We start from the raw sequence: 17,695 nt of genomic DNA on the forward strand, positions 1-17,695 counted from the left end.
ACGCTCACGCAGCTCGGCAGGGTAAGGGGACGGACGGGCCATGACTCGATCCTCTCAGGGAATCGAGCCTCCATCAGACCCGGAGCGCTTCAGACTGCCATGGGGTGGGGATCGCGGGCCGGTATCGGTAACGGCTGACCGTGACCGAGGCAATCCGGAAGCGTTCGATCCCGTCTGCCGCGATCGGTTTCTATCGCCTCGTGGGGGTGGTGAACCGGCGGCGGGTGTCGCCCCAACTCCAGCGGTGACGTGCCCGCAACATGCGGATCAATCGCCACCACACGAAGGCGTCAAGCTTGCTGAAGACATGCTTGGCGACCGCGTGCTTGAAGTAGTTGGCCCAACCACGCATGATCTGGGTGAGTCTGATCAGCACGGCGGCAAGATCCTGCTGCGATGTCCTGCCTGTGATGGCACGGATCTTCGCCTTCAGCGACCGGAGGGGCCGGTCGGCGATGAAGGTGTAGACGTGCCATTTGTTCGTACCTCTCTTGCGTTTCCACTGGATGCGGAAGCCGAGGAAGTCGAACCCGTCGCTCATGTGCACGATCCGTGTCTTGGTCTGCGACAGACGCAGGCCCAACGGTTCGAGCACACCGGCGGCTTCTTCGCGCAGTGCCGCGGCGTCGGTCTCGGTGCCGAACACCAAGACGACGAAGTCGTCCGCGTAGCGGACGACCCGCCACGTCGGTTGACCTTTGCGGCGTCGGTAGGCGCGTTTGCCTTCGGTGGCCATCGTCCCGCCTGGCTTCCACGGCCCGTGCAGGTGCTCGTCGAGCACCGCCAGGGTGATGTTCGCCAGCAGCGGGGACAGGATGCCGCCTTGCGGGGTGCCGGTCAGCGTCTCCTTGCTCTCGCCGAGTTCCGTGAGGACTCCGGCTTTGAGGAAAGCCTTGACCAGCGCCAGGACACGCTTGTCCTTCACCCGGTGACGCACTCGGTCCATCAGGGCCGCATGGTCGATGGAGTGGAAGCACGCCTCGATGTCCGCATCCAGCACCCAGCGATAGCCTCGGGTGCCGAGGTAGTGGATCTCGGCGATCGCGTCCTGAGCCCGCCGTCGGGGCCGGAACCCGTAGGAGACCGGCATGAAGTCGGCCTCGAAGATCGGTTCCAGCACCAGCTTCAGCGCCGCCTGAACGACCCGGTCCGCGATCGTCGGAATACCGAGCTTGCGGACCTTCCCCGAGCCTCCCGGCTTGGGAATGCTGCGTTCCCGCACCAGCAGAGGACGGAAGGAACCGTCCTTGAGCGCGGTCCGCAGGTCATCCAGGAATCCGGGGACCCCGACGGTCTCCTCGACATCGACGGCGGTCAGGCCATCGACGCCGGGCGTCCGGGCCCCCTGGTTGCCCGCGACCCGTTCGAACGCCACCAGGAGCGTCGCCGGATCGTGCACGAAGTTGAACAGGTCATCGAACCGGCGGCCATGATCGGCCACCGCCCAACGGTGAAGCTTGGTCTGCATCTCCAGTACCTGGGCCCGGGGGCCCGGAGCTCCGCCGTTCGGCGGGGCGTCTTCCGGAATTGCAGCATCCGTCCCTTCTCGATACCGCTGCCGCCCTTCCCCATGTGGCCGGCTCTCCCGACCTCGGAGTACTACGGCGGCTCCGCCCCGTCCCCAACCGGTCGGCGGTCGATGCGCCCAGCCCCTGCCGGCTGCTGGCCGCAGCTGGTGGGCGAGGTTCGGGACGGTTCCCGTGTTCGCTGTGGTTCGCTCGATGGAGGAGGAGCCCGGCTGTGTCCCTGCGGCATCGCCACGAGTACGCCGCAGGCATTCCTCGTGGCCTCCCGGCCAGCTTTCGTATACCGGCCAAGAAGTTGGCAGACCACCCGAAAGAATGACCTGCATACGCACCGCCATACGCACCGCCCCCGGCCCTGATCCGCCAGGTTCGAGCCGGTGTCCGATTAAGAGACGTAAAGCGCCGGTTCCTCGCGTACTCCTTTCCATCTCGCTTGCCGGGCTCGCCCCATCTGGCAGTACTGGAGACGTCCCGGCGTTGTCAGGGCTGCTCCCGCCCTCCCCGGCATCACCCGGATCAGGCTGCCCTCAGCTACAACCCCACTGCTGCGACAGGGAGTTGGTGCAGGTCTTCCACCTCCACTCGAACCAACAGCGCCTCACGGCGCAAACGGAACTGCGGTCAGAGCCGTGAAATCGGCCAGGGCTGCTCTTCGTTCCTCACTCGATTGCTGCTGGCAACGATGGCCGGGGGCCGCCCGACCGTGCAGTGCGCGGGCCGTCCCGCGATCAAGGGAGGCGAGCTCATGTCACGGGCCGACCCGCGCTTAGGTGTCGTCACTGTCCTCGGGGACGTCGACGCTGATGCTCGCAAGGTTCGCCTCGCGGTACTTCGCACCGAAGCCATCCTCGGGGATCAGGTATTTGTCCGGTGGGAAGTCCCAGGGCAGGGACCAGGTCATGGCCTTGCCGCGCATCCCGTTGTCGCGCGTGATGACGGTGATCTGGCGCGGTGCGATGGCCTGCTGCAGGTGGGCCGCGCGGGCCCCGGCTTCGTCGTCGTTGTTCGGCAGGCGTCGGTGCCCAAGCTCGTCGCGTAGGACCTGGACCTCGGTGCCGTCGTGCAGTTCGAAGCGGCCGTCGCTGGACAGGCCCTTGAGGACGTCGCCCAGCAACTCGTAGACCCCGCGCGCCCGTTTCCTGATCTTCTCGCTGCCCTCGGAGTAGGACTTGGTGTCGATCTCCTCCACCACCACGTGCGGGATCACCAGCGTCACCGAGCCCTTCCCGCACACCCGAGACTATGGGATCTTGTCGAAGCGCTGACAGTGCAGCAGGGTGTTCGCGTCCACGACCAGCACACGCTGCCGGTAGCTGCAGTAGTCCTCCACGGTCTGCCGCATCCGGTTCTGCAGTTCCATGAAGTACGTCGCCAGCTCGTCCAACTCCCAGTGCAGCAGCAGCGCGGTTCGGTAGGGCGTCAGGGGGCTGTGCACGATGTGGCTGTAGTGTTCGCCGCGCAGCCGCGCCCGTACCGCCGGGTCGGCGAAGACACCCGCCAGTTGCCGGGCGGTCGTCGCGGTCCACTGGGCGTACTGCCGCAGCATCACCACCAGGTCGGGCCCGGCCAGCTTCGAGGGCTCCACGCCCGCCAGCGTCGGCTGGGCGAAGTGCGGGACGGAGTTGCGGACGTCGTTGAGGCCGCCCTGGACCAGGTCGTCGAGGAAACTGATCGCCTTCTCGTAGGTGACCCCGGCCCGCAGCAGCATGGACGACTCCCTTGCCTCTCGGGCTGCCGCACCGTTGCGGGCGACTTCGCCAGCCACATCGTGGCAGCCGATTCCGGCAGGCGGCCACCGAGATCTGCGAGTCTGCCGCACCCTGACGCTCGTTGAACCAGCAGAGATCTTGGGGCTCGACCCCATCGACAGCACCCCCTGATCCCAATCCGCTTCCAGCCGGCTGCTGGCCCCAGCCGCCGAACGAACAGCTCTGCCCGCACTTCCCTGACCTGTTGCTATTTACGCCTCAGTCTGCGTGTCGGTCCATGCGCTACCACCCCGCCCTGGATCGGTTGTGTCGCCAGGTACAGGGTGTGCCCGCCGAGCGGGGATTCACCCCGGGACATCACTCTTCCAGTTGTAATCACGGAAGAACTACATGCATCGACCCTGAACAAAATCTATTGCGGTCACAGTAGACATTGCCCCGTCGCAGGGTTACCGTTTCTGTTGTACTCAAGAGGTCGATGAGGCGCGGCAGACATGAACTGCCGGGCATGCAGGCCAAGCAGGACGCGGCCCTCGGGGGTCGCGAGCAGTACCCGCGGTATCCAGCAGTACAAGCGAGTAACCGAAGGTAAGGAGCAGGACGCCATCAGGATCGCCCGGGCGAGGAAGAAGTCCGCCCGGGTACCGCAGACCCCGGATTGGAAGGTGGTCCCCGGTCACGCATACGCGATCCCCGCAGCCTCGCCCTCCCAGGCGGAACCTGCGGATAAAGAGGGCCGGCACGGTGTGCCGGTAGATGGTGTTGAAAGCTCGGGGCCCGGGTGCCGGTACGGCACCCGGGCCCCCCGACGCGTCCCCTGGAAGAAGAGGTCTATGCCCCCTGCCAGTCCCCGTCCCGTCGACAATCTCGACGATGACGACTATCCCGCCTACACCATGGGCCGGGCCGCCGAGATGCTCAGCACCACCCCCGCCTTCCTCCGCGCCCTCGGCGAACACCGCCTGATCACCCCCCTGCGCTCCGAAGGCGGCCACCGCCGCTACTCCCGCTACCAGCTGCGCATCGCCGCCCGCGCCCGCGAACTCGTCGACCAGGGCGCCCCCATCGAGTCCGCCTGCCGCATCGTCATCCTCGAAGACCAACTCGAAGAAGCCAGGCGCATCAACGAGCAACTGCGCCAGGGCGACGAGTCACAGTCGCAGACCTCAGCCTGAAGCAGGCCGCCGGCCCCAGGCCGCCTGCTCAAGTCGCTGCCGGACATCGGCAAGGTCTGCGCCGGCCAGCTGCTCAGCCCGAGGCTGGACCGTCACACCTCCCTGAGACGGTCCGGCCCGAAGCCAGCCTCGCCCGGCGCCTGACAGCGACGCCCGAGCAGCGGACACCGAGAAGCCCGCCACCAAGGGCCACGGTCGGGGGCGTGACCGTAGGCTGCGGCCAGGACCGAGATCCCGACCCCCACTCCCACCGAGGCCTTCGACCTGCTGCTGGCCGGCACCGAGCGCTTCGTCACCGGCGCCCCCGAGCACCGCAACCAGGACGCCGTCCGCCGCGCCGAGGTCGCACCGTCCCAGCAGCCCGTCGCCGTGATGCCGTGATGTTCGGATGCTCCGACTCCCGGCTGGCCGCTGAGATCATCTTCGACCGTGGTCTGGGCGACCTATTCGTGGTGCGCACCGCCGGCCACGTCATGGGCCCGGAGGTGCTGGGCAGCATCGAGTACGGCGTGGACCCCCTGGGCTGCCCGCTGGTCGTAGTCCTCGGCCACGACTCGTGCGGCGCGGTCGGCGCAGCCTGCACCGCCCTGGAGAACGGCATGACACCCGCCGGATACGTCCGGGACGTCCCCGACGAACTCGTCTTCGAGGAATGGCTCGCCCGGCTCGACCAGCTCGCCGAGGCCCGCGACAGGCTCGCCGACGGCGAACACATCAGCGGCCCCGCCGCCGACCGTTACCGCCAGCGCATCACCGACGCACAACGCTTCGCCGGCCGCGTCCTACACACCCGCCGCGACGCGGCCACCCTGCTGGCCAACCCCGACCTCATGATCTACCCAGGTGCCGGTATGACCTGCGTCCTGGGACCCGGCCCGTGCCGCCTGCCGACTCGCCACCGACGAACACAGCCCCCGCCGCACCCCCGACCTCGACGACTGCCGACCCACCTGCGTCAACATCGCCCGCACCGACCGCGACATCAGGGTGATCCGAGCCCAGGCCGACCACCTGCAAACCATCGTCGACGACCCCTCGCTCCGCCCATCCGCAATGAACGCGAGCGCCACGAACTCGCCCGCCTCACCCGCATCCTGGCCGACCACGACCAACGGACATCCCTGTGACCGCCGACCGAGACACCGAACGCCACGCCATCCAAGCCGCCGCCGATCGCCTGCTGGCCGGCACCCCATCCGCTCCACCGGAGCCCTCACCGTCCTGCAGCTCGCCGCCGAAGCAGGCGTCAAACGATGGGTACTCACCCACAAGCACACCGACCTCAAAGACGACTTTCTTGCTCGCCGCGCGGCCGCCAACGGAATTCCACCCGCCTTCCAGCACCTCCAGGCCCAAGCATCCGAGTTCGCAGAAAGCAACCGCCGCCTACGGGCCGACAACCAGCGCCTCACCGAGAAGGTCCAGGTCTACGCTCAGGTCATCGCCGAGCTGCTGACCGAACGGGATCGTCTGCACAACACCCTGGAGCCCGCCGCCTTGACAGTCGTGCCCCACCTTGCCCACGGCCAGGGCGCCCATCCCGATCGGCACCCGAGCTGAAGGCCCGGAGGGGGCCGGGAAAGGCGAGGCCGTACGGGATTCCACGAGCGCAGCCCGAGGCAGGCCGGCCAGGCCCGCAGGCCACGCTCAGGGTGATCACGGATGACTACTTCCCACTTGGTGCCAGGTGGCTACGGAGGAAGGCGCTGGCCGCTGCCGACGCCCGCGCGAACTCGGTGGTGTACGGGGCGAAGTGCCCGCCGGGGAGCACCACCAGCTGCTTCGGTTCCAGAGCCCGGTTGTAGGCGGCGAGTGCGGTGTCGGTGAGGGGGACGGTGTCCTGCTCGCCGACGATCATCAGCAGCGGTGTCGGGCCGGCCCAGTCCGCATCCGGCCTTGTACTCGTAGCTGATCCGACAGTCGTTAAGGCCCCCTACACGGGCGTCTCGTGATCTCTGAGGCGCAGGAGAGCCGGGAGCGGCACCTGCTCAAGCTGGCTGAACAAGGCGTGAAGGTCAAGGCCACGGGGTTCGGGCGCGTCGGCCTCGACCCTGCCGACGTCATGACCGCCATCGTGAAGACCAACCCCGCCGCGCTGATGGTCGGCACCGACCTGCCCTCTACCCGCGCTCGCCGTCCCTTCGTGGACGAGGACTTCAACCTCATCGCCGAGACGGTCAGCGAGGAACACCTCGATGCCGTGCTCTGGGACAACGCCGCCGCTTTCTACCGGCTCTCCGCCAGTCCCGAGGAGGCCGACGCCGCAGCGGACAGCTGACGCAATCCGGCTTCCAGACCGGCCACACCACCCGAGGAGAGCGCCGGGGTTATCGGCCGGTCGGGCCGAGGACCGCTGTCACGAGCCGACGCGCGTACGCGGCGTCGAGTCCGTCCGGGCGGAAGAGGATGCGGTACATCAGCGGGGCGACGATGCCGTCGATGACCGTCTCGACGTCCGGCGTCTTCTCCCCGCGTTCTGTCGCACGGGTGAGGATGACGTCGATCTGTTCGGCGGCGTAGGCCGAGCACTGGCCGGCGTTGCTGCCGTCCGGGTCGCCGAGCAGGGCGTCACGGATGTAGGCGCGGCCGGCGGGGGAGGACATCTCGTCCAGGAACTGCTCGGCCCAGGCCGTCAGGTCGGCTGGCAGGGCACCGTGGTCCCCGGGCGCGGTCTCGGGCCGCAGACGCTCGACCGCCACGTCCGACAACAGCTCCTGCAGATCCCCCCAGCGGCGGTAGATCGTCGACGGTGTCACGCCCGCGCGCTGGGCGATCATCGGTACCGTCAGGGCGTCGCGGCCCACCTCCGAGGCGAGTTCGCGCACGGCGGCGTGCACCGATGCCTGGACCCGGGCGCTGCGCCCACCGGGGCGTACCATCTGCCTGCTCATGGAACCCACCTTAAAGCGAAATCATTGCGTCTAGTGACCCGCTGGGCCACCGTTCGACGGCCTCTCTCGCTGCGAGTCGTGTGGTTCAGCGCCGCCTCGCTGCACGCCCGCAGGGAGGAGACCTTCATGGCGCGGGCGTGATCCGTCCCCTCGTGCTCACAAAAGACGTCGTCCAGGCGCTGGGCTGGTCGTCCTTCCGCGCTGCGGGATGCGCGGTGCGGTTTGTCCGCTCCATCACCCTCGGCGCCGTCACCGCTCGGGCACTTTCGGGGAACGCCCGGGCAGGCTGTGTCGTCGAGAGCGGGTGAGTGCCCGACGGCTGCGGCACAGCCGTCGGGCACTTGCCCTGCCCATGCGATGCTGCCGGGTCCCGTCCTTCGTTCACGCCGCGTGTGCGAGGTCGTGGGCGGGCTGGGTCTGCTCGTAGGCGTGGCCGACCCGTAGGAGCACGCTCTCTTGGAGCGGTCGCCCGAGCAGCTGCATGCCGATCGGCAGCCCTGCCGTGTCGTGGCCGACCGGCATGGACAGGGACGGTACTCCGGTGATGTTGGCGGGGGACGACAGGCGCACGTAGGCGTCGGAGACGCCCTCGACGGTGCCGTCGGCCCAGGTGATCGTCTCCTGGCCGGCCCTGACGGCGGTCGCCGGGACGGTGGGGGCGGCGATCACGTCGACCTCCGTGAGCATGCGGGCCCATTCCTGCCGCATGAGGGTGCGGGAGCGCTGGGCGCGCAGGTAGTCTCCGGCGGGCATCAGTTCGCCGGCCTCGAGGAGGACGCGGACGTCGCCCTGGTAGAGCTCGGGGACCGTGCGCAGGGTCGCCTCGTGGTAGGCGGTGGCCTCGGGCACCATCAGACCCCACTGCGTGGCCTGGATGTAGCGCGTCATGGGGATCTCCACCTCGACGAGGCGTGCGCCGAGCGCCTGAAGCTGGTCGATGGCACGCCGGACGGCGGCTTCGACCTCGGGGGCGACCTGGTCGAAGTAGTAGGTGCGCGGCACGCCGACCCGCAGCCCCGCCAGGTCCGTGCCCGCATCCGGCCGGTAGTCCGTGGCGGGTGTGGTCAGGGAGGCGGGGTCGCGGGGGTCGTACCCGGCCAGGGCGGCCAGGACCAGGGCCGCGTCCTCGACCGTGCGGGCGATCGGGCCGACGTGGTCCAGTGACCAGGACAGGGACGTGACACCGTGCCGGGGGACGAGCCCGTAGGTCGGCTTGAGGCCGACGACCCCGTTGAGCGCGGCGGGCACCCTGATGGATCCGCCGGTGTCGGTGCCCAGGGCGAAGGTGGCCATGCCCGCGGCGACGGCAACGGCGGACCCGCCGCTGGATCCGCCGGCAACCCGGCCTGTGTCCCAGGCGTTGTGGGTCTGTGGGGTAGTCAGGCCATAGGCGAACTCGTGCGTGTGCGTCTTGCCCAGCAGGACCGCACCGGCCTCCGCCAGGCGCGCGGCGACCGTGCTGTCGGTCTGCGCACTGTGGTCGCCGCGGACCCGGGAGCTGGCCGTTGTCGCCGCGCCCGCGACGTCGATCAGATCTTTGACGCCCATGGGGATGCCGTGCAGCGGACCGAGGTAGCGGCCGGCCGCGATGTCGTGTTCGGCTGCACGCGCGGCAGTGCGGGTGCGCTCGGCGGTGACGGTGACGTAGGCCCGAAGGCGCGGCTCCGCCTGTGCGATGCGCTCAAGGACCGAGTCCGCCAGCTCGACGGGGGACAGCTGCCGTGCCCGGATCGCGTCGGCGGCTGCGGTCAGGGACAGCTCATGCGGCTGCATCGGGCTTCTCCTGTTCCGCGCGGTAGGCGGGGGCGGGCGGGGTGTCCCCGAAGTCCAGCTCCCGCAGGACCGCGACGACGGAGTGGATGTGGTGGGCGGTGGCCGCGACCGCGGCGTGGCGGTCGGCAGGCAGCGGGAGCCCGGCGCGGGCGGCCCAGCGGGCCGCTTCCGGCGGGGTGAGCTCTACGGCGGACATGGATCTCTCTCTTCTCGGGCCGAAGCGGCGAAGCGCCCACTTCAGCTACAAAAGCTAAGAAATTGCGTTAGCCCACTGTAGGGTCTACGGTTCCTTAAAGCAAACTCATTGCTTTTAGTGCATGAGGAGTCCCATGCCCACCGTCACACCCCGAGCACCCGCGCCACGCCGTCCCTACCAAGCCGCCCGCCCCCCACGGCCAACCGCGCGGCCGCACTCCTCGCGGCATCCAGTGCACCCACCCCGCTCTACCCCCATTACCAGGACGCCTGGCACCTGGCCGCGCTCGCCATCACCGTGGTGTTCAGCGCCTACGCTCTGGCCCTGCTGCTGGCCCTGCTCACCACCGGAGCACTCTCCGACCACCTGGGACGACGCCCCGTCCTGGTGGGCGCCCTGGCGGTGGAGGCCGCCTCCATGGTGCTGCTGGCCTCGGCGGACGGCGCCGGTGCACTGACCGCCGGGCGGTGTCCATCAGGGGGAGCGTTATCCGCTTGTCGAGTGGCGCGTCTTCGCGGTGCCTCGGCTCGGCCGGGCAGGCGTCGAGCAGGTCGCCGGTGGCTCGACCGTCGCCCGCGCGCATCACCACGCGGTAGGCCATGCCGAATGTCAATACAACAGCCACCAACGAGTGACAGAACCCGCGGCCACGACCCCCGCCCCGTCATCCAGGCGCCGCCCCCGCCTCCCGCACCGCACGCCACGACTTCACCCACGATGAACTCGACCCCGGTCAGCACCGCCGCGCCATCCTCGCCCTGGCCGAACAACTCGGCGCGAGCCTGCGCCACACCCACGACGCCGCCGGCACCCTCACCCTCGACGTCCGCTACGCCGACCGCTCCCACACCACCCACACCCGCACCCTGCCCGAAGCCACGAACCACTCCGCCGCCCTCACCCACGCCGCCCACCGCATCTACGACCACTCGGCCTCCAGCGCGCCCGCGTGCGCACCATCACCCTGCGAGCCTCCGCACTTCGCCCCACAACCGCCGCCCACCACCAGCTCCTCCTCGACGCGAGCGACGACAAAGCACGCCGCATCGAGCAGGCGGCCGACGCCGCCCGCGCCCGCTTCGGACCCGACGCCGTCTTCCCGGCCTCCCTGGCCCTGAACCGCCCAACGCCCGGCCGCGCACCACTTCCCGGCATCCCGGGCAAGCCCCCACCCGCGCGGCTGTCGAGGACGCCTTCGGCAAGTAACTCCTCGCTCTGCTGAAGCAGTTCGAAGCAGCCTGCCAGGCCAGTGAAGATCTCGCCGAAGCAGTTGATGCCTGCTTTCGCGAGCATCCCGATGCCGAGATACTCCTGAGCTTCCCGGGCCTCGGTGTCCAGCGCGCGGCACGAGTCCTCGCCGAGACAGGCGACGACCGCAACCGCTTCGCCGACGCCCGCGGACTGAAGGCATACGCAGGATCCGCACCAATCACCCGCGCCTCCGGCAAGAAGCACTACGTCGGACGCCGCATGGTCAAGAACAACCGGCTCCACCACGCCGGCTACCTCTGGGCCTTCTCCTCCCTGCGCTCATCACCCGGCGCGCAGGCCCACTACCGCCACCGGCGCGGCGTCGGCGACTGGCACGCGCAAGCTCAACGACACCTGTTCAATCGCCTGCTCGGACAGCTGTTCCACTGCCTACAGAAGCGAGTCCTCTTCAACGAAGAACGCGCCTTCAATCCACCCGCGCCTTCGCCAGCGGCAGCTGCTGCTTGACTTCTTCAGATCCCGAGATGTCTATCGGGACACACCCGCCGGCCTGGCGGCAGCAAGTGCCGTCCCGGACAGTGGCCGACAGATCAAGACTCAGGACAAGTTGGTCAGTCGTATCGCGGGTCAGGCCACCGCCGAGACGGCACCGCCATCCTCACAGTCGTAACGGGTCGCCAGACCCCGCCATTGCTTGAGCAGATTGAAGGACCGTTCTACGACGTTCCTGCGCTCGTAGGTCTCGGCGTCCAGAGTGCGGGGGCCCGCCGCTGTGGCCCTTTCTCTTGCGGTTCGCCTGCTGGTCGGCGCGTTCGGGGATCACAACGCGTATGCCTCGGGCCGCGAGGTCGGCGCGGATCTGTTTGGAGGAGTACGCCCTATCTCCGAGCAGCGAGTCCGGCTGGTTCGCGGCCTGCCCCGGCCGAGTCGCGGGACCCGGATATCGCCCAGCTCGAGGGGCAGGACCGGCTCGTCGTGGGCCTGACCCGGAGTAACCACGACGGCCAGCGGGCGCCCCTTGCCGTCCACGACATGATGGATCTTGGCCGTCAGGCCCCCGCGGGATCGACCTATCGCGTGGCCCACTGGCTCACCCTCGGTCGCAGAGGCTTCGCTGCCGCTGCTGCGACGGGGGTGGCAGCGCTGACATCCTTGTCGGGCCGGGTCGTATTCGTGGCGTGCTGGTGAGCCCTGTTGATCGTCGAGTCGACCGAGACTGTCCAGTCGATCCCGCCGGTCGAGTCCGCCTGACCAGTCAGCTGTGCCAGAACCGTGTCTCATGTGCCATCGGCCGCCCACCTGCGATGGCGTTTCCACACCGTCTGCCAGGGGCCGAACGCCTCGCGGGGCAGATCTCTCCACGGGATCCCGGTGCGGTACCGGTAGATGATCCCGTTGATGCTGCGACGGCGCCGAAACGGCGCCCTGCCTTCCTTACGTTGCGGGGAAGACAGAGCGCCAGACGGGCCCACTGCTCGTCGGTCAGCAGACGCAAGCGTCCGCTCGTGGTCACCGAGGCTTGTAGGCGGTGGCCAGCACAGAGACGGTGACCCGGTCAGGTAGGCGGCCGTCACTGGTCAGGTCTGCACGGTTCACATGGCGTGCGCTCGGTGTCATCCCCACCAAGTCCAGGGCCTGCAACCCGGCCAGGTCCATGGAGTACTCCACGTGTTCGGTGTCGACGGCCTCGAAATAGGGGTCCATCGCCCGGTGCAGGCGCTGTTCCTTGGCCGGGTCGATGGTGACCATCGCAGCCACCCGGCCGTGAAGCTCGGCCAGGTGCAGCCCAGTGGGACGGACCACGATCAGCCGGCCGGCCGGGCGGAGTACTCGATGGAACTCGGCTGGGTTGCGCGGGGCGAACACGTCCAACACCACGTCGGCCACTTCATCAGCCAGCGGGAAGGGACGGAAGACGTCCCAGGTTGCCGCGGCGGCTCGGTCGTGGGATCGGGCTGCCGAGCGCAGCGCACGCACCGACGTGTCCAAGCCCAGACCTCGGGCGCCGGACAGCTGGTCGAGAACGCCGGCCAGGTAGTAGCCCGTGCCGCACCCGACGTCGAGGACCGTGCCCCGCTTCGGCGCGGAATCTGCCGCCAGGCGAGCCACGGCCTGGCGGATGGGCGCGTACCTGCCGGTGGCCAGGAAGCGGTCCCGAGCCTGAACCATGGCCGCGTCGTCGCCGCTGATGGCGCGGGTGCCGGTCAGCAGGCTGACATAGCCGTGGCGGGAGATGTTGAAGGTATAGCCCGCCGTACAGCGTAGTGTGCCGCGGGCGGGATGCAGACGGGGCGTGCAGCACGTCGGGCAGCGCAGCAGATCGAGGAACAGTTCGAGGGCAGGGGGAAGCAACACAGGCACGAGGCACTCCTGGCAAGTCTGAAGGGAAGACGCCGTGCCTGCACGCACACACAGAAGGTCACTGCCTCAGGCAGGAACGGGCAGTACCAGGAAGGTGGTTCGCGTAGCAGGCACACCAAGGAGGGCGATGCCGTCTGACATCGCCCTCAACACCTTCCGATCACAGGAAGCAGCAGTGCGGGGTGCTCATGAATGCCATCCCATGAGTTTACGAGCTTCGACGAAGCCCTTCATACCTGCCGAAGTTGGGAGACACGGCCTCGACTCCTTTTCTGGTGTTGTGACTGCCTTCCTATTGGGCCGTTGGTCTGGTCATGGGGAAGGGCGATCTCACAGATGAGGAGTGGGAGCGGTTGCGGCCGTTCCTGCCGGTGGGCAAGGGGCGTTGTGGCCGATGGCGGGAACATTGGCAGGTGATGTGTCGGCGGCAGTCCACCCGCGGTGCGTCGGCCTCCAGGAAGACCCGCATCACGCCGTGGTCGAGGTCCCGCCACCGACATCGGCCCCGCCCCGCGTCGAACCAAGGCGCCGGTCGTCCGCACCGGCCGCACCGCTGTCGACGGCGAGCCTCGGGCCGTACCGACAAGATCACACGCTGTTCGTTCTCATCGATCCGGGCGCGCCCTCGACCGCGGTGTTTTCCACCGTCAGGGTCCGCTTCCACATGCTGAAGAAAGACACGCCGTCTCTCTGCTTGATCCAACGTGATCCTTGACACCTCAAGGATCACAGGAAGCGGCGTGTCTCACGTGTCAGCCCAAGCCGCAGCCACCCACACATGCGGTGGGAGAGCCCGATCTTTTATCGGCACCCGCAGTGCTGCTCCTCGCGATCCCTCACGGGGCGGCGCCGCAGTCGGCGGTCAACATTCTTGATGTGGGCGCCAGTTGCGCTCTGGCGAGCGTGGCGGCGATGCTTACATACTGGGTGCCGAGCCCGTGGCGGTACGTCTATCTCGTCATCGTCCTCGCGGTGTACGGCGCCCCGCTGGTCACCGGCAGGACCTTCACCGACCTCGGCCACTTCACCTCGGTCCTGATCGGCCTGGCCTGCTATCCGCTGACCCGGAGCGCCGCACCGGCGCAGCCGTGGAGGCTCAGGAATCCCCGTTAGGAGATCCCGGCGTCCTTGAGGACCTTGGCGAACTCCGCCTTGTCGTATATCGCGCTGCCGTCGCCCGGCACCTTCTTGCCGTCGATGAGGACGGTCGGTGTGCCCTGGATGCCGTCGTCCGAGAAGGACTTCATGGCTGTCTCGACCCACTTCTTGTACGTGCCGTCGGTGACCGCCTTGTCGAAGGCGGCACCACGCAGACCCTCGACCTTGTCGGCGATCTTCAGCAGGAAGGCCGGGGTGTAGGCGTCCTCGGTCTCCGCCTCTGGCTGGTTGGCGAAGACGCCCGCGTGGAACTCGGCGAACTTGCCCACCTCGACGGAGGCGCGCAGCGCGTTCACAGCGTTCACGGAGCCGCTGCCACCGAGGTTCTTGTCGAGGAACGAGGCGAGCGTGTACTCGATCTTGACGTTGCCGTCGGCGACCGGCTTCACCAGAGCCTGGGCGCCGCCCTCCTCGAACTTCTTGCAGAACGGGCAGCGCGGATCCTCGTACACCTTGACCGTATGCTTGGCGTTTGGATCACCGACGGTGACCACGCCGCCCTTAACGGAGGCAGGCACCGTCGCGAGCTGGTTCCCGGCCGGCGGAGCCTTCGCCTCGGGGGCGGACGACGCCGACGTCGAGGAGGACTCCTTCACGGACCCGCTCCCGCCCGCGTTGTTGTCGTCGGGTCCACAGGCGGACGCGGCCACCCCGATCAACGCGGCGGCGGCCACCGCCGTGGCGATGCGCCCGGCCTTGCTTACGGCCATGAGTACAGCCCTCCAGAAAATTTTCGACAATACCGCTCAAAGCATCTGAATCTACCCCACTGCCCGACCGTCGAAAGACCCGGTCCTGAGGACCAAGGCCCCGCCCCCCCTTCGCGGTATCGTGGTCCACGACGACCGTCATGTACTTCTGGCCCTTGCGGTGGCTGATCTCGTCGGTCCCGATCCGCCGCAGGCCGGCCAGCCGGTCCACGGCGCGGTCGCGGTCGGCCATGAACCGCTCGACGATCCGGCCGACCGTCCGCCACGAGTTGCGCATGAGTCCCGCCGCCGCGGTCTTGGAGCACTGAGCGGCCAGCCAGGCGGCCTGCCGGGTCGCACGCGTAGGTGTGACCAGTTGTGGCACCCAGGGGAGCTGGGTCTCGGCACCGCCGACCGCCTGGTCGGCTTCGGCGGTGTCGCTCCGGTGCCCCGCGACTCCGGGAAGATCAGCGGCAACCTGCGGCGCCCGCCGCGATACAACCGCCGACTCCAACGGGTCTTCTACATCTCGGCCTTGTTCAACATCCGGCACTGCCCCGAGTCCCGCGGGTTTTACGATCGCAAGCGAGCCGAGGGCAAGCGTCACACCCAGGCCGTCCTCACCCTTGCCCGCCGCCGTGTCAAGGTCCTCTGGGCTCTCCTACGCGACGGCCGGCGCTACGAGCTCACCCCACCCGTCGCTCTCGCGGCTTGACAGACCGCATTACTGATCTCTTCGGGTTGTTGTCGGCTGGTGGGTGAGTCTGAGTCCGGTGCCGGCAAGGCAGCCGTCAATCAGGTCGGGGCGGAGCTGGATGTGTCGCAGACCTCGGCGGAGGGTGCGTTCGAGGTGCTCGTCGTCGGCGAAGGCGGTGCTGGCCAGCGGGCCGCGCCGTAACAGCGACCAGATGCCCTCGACCGGGTTCAAGTCGGGTGCATAAGAGGGCAGTTGCACGATGGTGAGCCAGTCGTGTGCGGCGGCGTACTCGCGCATCCCGGCAGCCCGGTAGGTGTTGAGATTATCCCAGATCAGCACGATGGGAGCCTGGAGCTGGATGTGGGTACGCACGACCAGGTCGCGGTAGTCATTCCACGCGAAGGTGTCGCGTCCTTTGCCTCGATGCTTGCGGTGGCGGCGCGGCCGGTAGATCAGCCGGGACGTCTCGCCCGGTTTGTAGCAGCACATCGCCGCGATCGACCAGCGGCGCCAGGAACGGCCCCGCACCCGTACCACCGGCGTGTGCCCACGCCGGCCCCAGGTGCGGGCGCGTGGCGGTGTCATCGAGAACCCGGCCTCGTCCTCGAAGACGATGTACGCCCCCAGCGCCACCGCAGTCATTCCGCCTGCGGCCGCACATCCTTCTTCCACAGGCCCACCGCCTGCCCGTCGCGCTCCAGCGCCCGGCGGGCCGGCGACTGCCAGGACCAGCCGTGCCGGTGCAGCAGCCGCCACACCGCCGCCGACGAGCAGTCCAACCTGAACTTCCGCGCGATCAGCACCCTGATCCGGGCCAGGGTCCAACACTGGTCCTCCCAACCATGCGCGGCCGGCTCACCGCCAACTCTTGCTCCAGCTCGGCGAACTGGCCCTCGGACACCTTGGGCAGTTTCGGCGGCCCCGCAGAGGCGAGCGCGTCCATCCCGCCCTCCCGCCAGGCACGGCGCCAGCGTTCCACCGACCGCTCACTGACCCGCAGATCCTTCGCGATCACTGCGGTTCTCTCACCGCGAGTGAATCGCTCACCGGCCTCGTACCGGATCTGCTCGCGAAATTGCCGCCGCTCCGCGGTCAGCCCACCACCCTGCGCATACCGCGTGCCATCGGCCTACCGCAGGGATCACGACACGTCACCCCCGACAACAACCCGAAGAACGCAGTAACTCCCACCACCGCAGCCACTCCGTGTAAACCCAGGCACTGCACCGCTACCTGCGCTGGCGCAATACCAACGCCCACCACCCCGACGTACTCACCGCCCAACGCAAGGAACGCGCCCACGTCCGCAGCGAGAAGGGCATCCGCTGGGGCGGACGCCCCTTCAACACCGCAGCCTGACCAACCGCGAACCGCAGCCCCCGAGCGCCGAAGGAGGCAAGTTCAGGAGAAGGACAGCGACAGAAGGATGACTCAGGAGGCGGACGGTTCGATCTCCCCAGCAAAGACGATGACCTGGTCGATGAGGCTCCGCCGCAGATGGACGACGTCCGTTCCCGCCAGGCGGGGACCTCCATCCGGCGTGGTAAAGACCCACTGGTAGCGGGCCCACTCGTCAGGCATGTCCACCGCCGAGCAGCGCACCATCGTGCCGGTCCCCGCCGGGTGGCGCCGGATGTCCAGCACGAACCGCTCGACCGCCGCGATTCCTTCGCTGCGACCCAACGGCCCCCAGAAGACCACGTCTGAGGTCAGAGCCTGGGAGAGCAAGGCAGTCACATAGCTGTCGTCCGAGGCGTTGAACGCGGAGATGAACGTGTCGATCGCGGAGCGTGCAATCTCTTCCTGCATGCCCCAGTAATACCAGCCGTTTCGCGTGCGCTCGTCCCGCGAGCCGCCTTCCGATCACGGTGAACCATCCCGGTCACAGCACTAGAACGAGCCATCGATGCAGCGGCACGCTGCCGGGGGCGGAGCCGGGTTCGGTGCCGGCCGCGGTGCGTTGCGGTGTTCTGCACGTCGTCGAGAGGCTCGTCCCATGCCCTTCATCCTCTCCCAACTCCGGCCCCGGAGCAACGGGCATTGGCTGGTGACCTGTCTCAGCGAAAGTAGTCGGCCGGAAGCCGGTGACCTGGGCGGGCTGGGTTGGCTGAGCCGTGACACGGCAGTTGGAACTTGGCCACGAGGACTGGAACCGCACGCGACTGCATCCTTTGGGCTACTGCGTTTTCGGCCCTGTGGAGGACGATCTCGCGGCACCGCCGCGAAAGAGTTGACCCGTGCGAACCACCATCGGATACACCGCTGAAAGCATCGGCTACGTCGTAGGAGCCCAGGGGCTTGTCAGCTT

At 68.3% G+C, this 17,695-nt stretch carries 14 protein-coding genes and 10 pseudogenes; 9 read left to right on the forward strand and 15 right to left on the reverse strand.

Annotated features, from left to right (window positions below; all coding sequences use genetic code 11):
- Positions 1–190: 190 nt before the first annotated feature.
- The 3 genes from ltrA to ACWC0C_RS46480 form a co-directional block, all read right to left on the reverse strand.
- Positions 191–1,852 (reverse strand): group II intron reverse transcriptase/maturase, encoded by a 1,662-nt coding sequence (ltrA, locus tag ACWC0C_RS46470; RefSeq protein WP_450871105.1) that lies wholly within the window; start codon positions 1,850–1,852, stop codon positions 191–193.
- Positions 1,853–2,292: 440 nt separating this feature from the next.
- Complete coding sequence (locus ACWC0C_RS46475; protein WP_450871107.1) at positions 2,293–2,742, reverse strand: PIN domain-containing protein; 450 nt, start codon at positions 2,740–2,742, stop codon at positions 2,293–2,295.
- 24 nt (positions 2,743–2,766) lie between these two features.
- Complete coding sequence (locus ACWC0C_RS46480; RefSeq protein WP_450871108.1) at positions 2,767–3,234, reverse strand: hypothetical protein; 468 nt, start codon at positions 3,232–3,234, stop codon at positions 2,767–2,769.
- An 834-nt stretch (positions 3,235–4,068) separates the two neighbouring features.
- Between ACWC0C_RS46480 and ACWC0C_RS46485 the strand changes: the two genes are divergently transcribed.
- Together ACWC0C_RS46485 and ACWC0C_RS46490 are read left to right on the forward strand one after the other, a co-directional pair.
- A complete protein-coding gene (locus tag ACWC0C_RS46485) occupies positions 4,069–4,410 on the forward strand; it encodes a MerR family transcriptional regulator (protein WP_450871110.1) in 342 nt (113 codons plus the stop codon).
- Between the two features lie 231 nt (positions 4,411–4,641).
- Positions 4,642–5,043 (forward strand): annotated as a pseudogene (locus tag ACWC0C_RS46490) (carbonic anhydrase); the annotation flags it as partial.
- A 753-nt stretch (positions 5,044–5,796) separates the two neighbouring features.
- Here ACWC0C_RS46490 and ACWC0C_RS46495 read toward each other — a convergent pair.
- Both ACWC0C_RS46495 and ACWC0C_RS46500 read right to left on the reverse strand, forming a co-directional pair.
- A complete protein-coding gene (locus ACWC0C_RS46495) occupies positions 5,797–5,949 on the reverse strand; it encodes a hypothetical protein (protein ID WP_450871112.1) in 153 nt (50 codons plus the stop codon).
- A 127-nt stretch (positions 5,950–6,076) separates the two neighbouring features.
- Positions 6,077–6,268: a hypothetical protein gene (locus ACWC0C_RS46500; protein ID WP_450871114.1), complete on the reverse strand. Its 192-nt coding sequence runs from the start codon at positions 6,266–6,268 to the stop codon at positions 6,077–6,079.
- A 90-nt stretch (positions 6,269–6,358) separates the two neighbouring features.
- On the opposite strand from ACWC0C_RS46500, the gene ACWC0C_RS46505 reads away from it, so the two are divergent.
- Positions 6,359–6,688 carry a hypothetical protein gene (locus ACWC0C_RS46505; protein ID WP_450871115.1) on the forward strand — a complete coding sequence of 110 codons (330 nt, stop codon included), beginning with the start codon at positions 6,359–6,361 and terminating at the stop codon, positions 6,686–6,688.
- A 49-nt stretch (positions 6,689–6,737) separates the two neighbouring features.
- Here the strand turns inward: ACWC0C_RS46505 and ACWC0C_RS46510 are convergent, their stop codons facing one another.
- The 3 genes from ACWC0C_RS46510 to ACWC0C_RS46520 all read right to left on the reverse strand — a co-directional run bounded on the left by ACWC0C_RS46510 (position 6,738) and on the right by ACWC0C_RS46520 (position 9,270).
- Positions 6,738–7,301, reverse strand: coding sequence for a TetR/AcrR family transcriptional regulator (locus ACWC0C_RS46510; RefSeq protein WP_450871116.1), 564 nt, complete (start codon positions 7,299–7,301; stop codon positions 6,738–6,740).
- Between the two features lie 381 nt (positions 7,302–7,682).
- The gene (locus ACWC0C_RS46515) at positions 7,683–9,074 is read right to left on the reverse strand and encodes an amidase (protein ID WP_450871118.1); all 1,392 of its coding nucleotides are present in this window, start codon (positions 9,072–9,074) and stop codon (positions 7,683–7,685) included.
- Positions 9,061–9,270, reverse strand: coding sequence for a hypothetical protein (locus tag ACWC0C_RS46520; protein ID WP_352358047.1), 210 nt, complete (start codon positions 9,268–9,270; stop codon positions 9,061–9,063). Before ACWC0C_RS46520 ends, ACWC0C_RS46515 begins: the two co-directional genes overlap by 14 nt.
- A gap of 117 nt (positions 9,271–9,387) precedes the next feature.
- Between ACWC0C_RS46520 and ACWC0C_RS46525 the strand changes: the two are divergent.
- From ACWC0C_RS46525 to ACWC0C_RS46535, 3 pseudogenes are all read left to right on the forward strand, one after another.
- Positions 9,388–9,717 (forward strand): annotated as a pseudogene (locus ACWC0C_RS46525) (MFS transporter); the annotation flags it as partial.
- 254 nt (positions 9,718–9,971) lie between these two features.
- Positions 9,972–10,388, forward strand: a pseudogene (locus ACWC0C_RS46530) (DinB/UmuC family translesion DNA polymerase); the annotation flags it as partial.
- Positions 10,276–10,989 (forward strand): annotated as a pseudogene (locus ACWC0C_RS46535) (transposase); the annotation flags it as partial. The pseudogenes ACWC0C_RS46530 and ACWC0C_RS46535, both read left to right, overlap by 113 nt.
- Before the next feature lie 156 nt (positions 10,990–11,145).
- Here the strand turns inward: ACWC0C_RS46535 and ACWC0C_RS46540 are convergent.
- The 3 genes and pseudogenes from ACWC0C_RS46540 to ACWC0C_RS46550 form a co-directional block, all read right to left on the reverse strand.
- Positions 11,146–11,995: pseudogene (locus tag ACWC0C_RS46540) on the reverse strand (IS5 family transposase); the annotation flags it as partial.
- A complete protein-coding gene (locus tag ACWC0C_RS46545) occupies positions 11,992–12,843 on the reverse strand; it encodes a methyltransferase domain-containing protein (RefSeq protein WP_450871119.1) in 852 nt (283 codons plus the stop codon). The pseudogene ACWC0C_RS46540 and the gene ACWC0C_RS46545, both read right to left, overlap by 4 nt.
- Positions 12,844–13,135: 292 nt before the next feature.
- Positions 13,136–13,573, reverse strand: a complete 438-nt coding sequence (locus tag ACWC0C_RS46550; RefSeq protein WP_450871121.1) for a transposase family protein — start codon at positions 13,571–13,573, stop codon at positions 13,136–13,138.
- Between the two features lie 89 nt (positions 13,574–13,662).
- Between ACWC0C_RS46550 and ACWC0C_RS46555 the strand changes: the two are divergent.
- Positions 13,663–13,956 (forward strand): annotated as a pseudogene (locus ACWC0C_RS46555) (rhomboid-like protein); the annotation flags it as partial.
- Here the strand turns inward: ACWC0C_RS46555 and ACWC0C_RS46560 are convergent.
- On the reverse strand, positions 13,953–14,711 hold the full coding sequence (locus ACWC0C_RS46560) for a DsbA family protein (RefSeq protein WP_450871122.1): 759 nt from the start codon (positions 14,709–14,711) through the stop codon (positions 13,953–13,955). The pseudogene ACWC0C_RS46555 and the gene ACWC0C_RS46560 overlap by 4 nt on opposite strands.
- Positions 14,712–14,820: 109 nt before the next feature.
- Positions 14,821–15,039 (reverse strand): annotated as a pseudogene (locus ACWC0C_RS46565) (ISL3 family transposase); the annotation flags it as partial.
- A 66-nt stretch (positions 15,040–15,105) separates the two neighbouring features.
- Between ACWC0C_RS46565 and ACWC0C_RS46570 the strand changes: the two are divergent.
- Positions 15,106–15,405: pseudogene (locus ACWC0C_RS46570) on the forward strand (transposase); the annotation flags it as partial.
- Between the two features lie 9 nt (positions 15,406–15,414).
- Here ACWC0C_RS46570 and ACWC0C_RS46575 read toward each other — a convergent pair.
- Positions 15,415–16,483, reverse strand: a pseudogene (locus tag ACWC0C_RS46575) (IS630 family transposase).
- Positions 16,484–16,587: 104 nt separating this feature from the next.
- Here ACWC0C_RS46575 and ACWC0C_RS46580 point away from each other — a divergent pair.
- A pseudogene (locus ACWC0C_RS46580) lies at positions 16,588–16,746 on the forward strand (IS630 family transposase); the annotation flags it as partial.
- Positions 16,747–16,818: 72 nt separating this feature from the next.
- On the opposite strand, the gene ACWC0C_RS46585 reads toward ACWC0C_RS46580, so the two are convergent.
- Positions 16,819–17,196 carry a hypothetical protein gene (locus ACWC0C_RS46585; RefSeq protein ID WP_030825962.1) on the reverse strand — a complete coding sequence of 126 codons (378 nt, stop codon included), beginning with the start codon at positions 17,194–17,196 and terminating at the stop codon, positions 16,819–16,821.
- Positions 17,197–17,695: the final 499 nt, after the last annotated feature.

This window comes from Streptomyces sp. NPDC001709 (assembly GCF_053596375.1).

Bases quoted from the DNA above. Each gene is read 5' to 3' on its own strand.
- ACWC0C_RS46485 (WP_450871110.1), top strand. From the start codon at position 4,069: ATGCCCCCTGCCAGTCCCCGTCCCGTCGACAATCTCGACGATGACGAC.
- ACWC0C_RS46500 (WP_450871114.1), bottom strand. From the start codon at position 6,268: ATGATCGTCGGCGAGCAGGACACCGTCCCCCTCACCGACACCGCACTC.
- ACWC0C_RS46515 (WP_450871118.1), bottom strand. From the start codon at position 9,074: ATGCAGCCGCATGAGCTGTCCCTGACCGCAGCCGCCGACGCGATCCGG.
- ltrA (WP_450871105.1), bottom strand. From the start codon at position 1,852: ATGCAGGTCATTCTTTCGGGTGGTCTGCCAACTTCTTGGCCGGTATAC.
- ACWC0C_RS46510 (WP_450871116.1), bottom strand. From the start codon at position 7,301: ATGAGCAGGCAGATGGTACGCCCCGGTGGGCGCAGCGCCCGGGTCCAG.
- ACWC0C_RS46520 (WP_352358047.1), bottom strand. From the start codon at position 9,270: ATGTCCGCCGTAGAGCTCACCCCGCCGGAAGCGGCCCGCTGGGCCGCC.
- ACWC0C_RS46495 (WP_450871112.1), bottom strand. From the start codon at position 5,949: ATGGGCGCCCTGGCCGTGGGCAAGGTGGGGCACGACTGTCAAGGCGGC.
- ACWC0C_RS46560 (WP_450871122.1), bottom strand. From the start codon at position 14,711: ATGGCCGTAAGCAAGGCCGGGCGCATCGCCACGGCGGTGGCCGCCGCC.
- ACWC0C_RS46480 (WP_450871108.1), bottom strand. From the start codon at position 3,234: ATGCTGCTGCGGGCCGGGGTCACCTACGAGAAGGCGATCAGTTTCCTC.
- ACWC0C_RS46585 (WP_030825962.1), bottom strand. From the start codon at position 17,196: ATGCAGGAAGAGATTGCACGCTCCGCGATCGACACGTTCATCTCCGCG.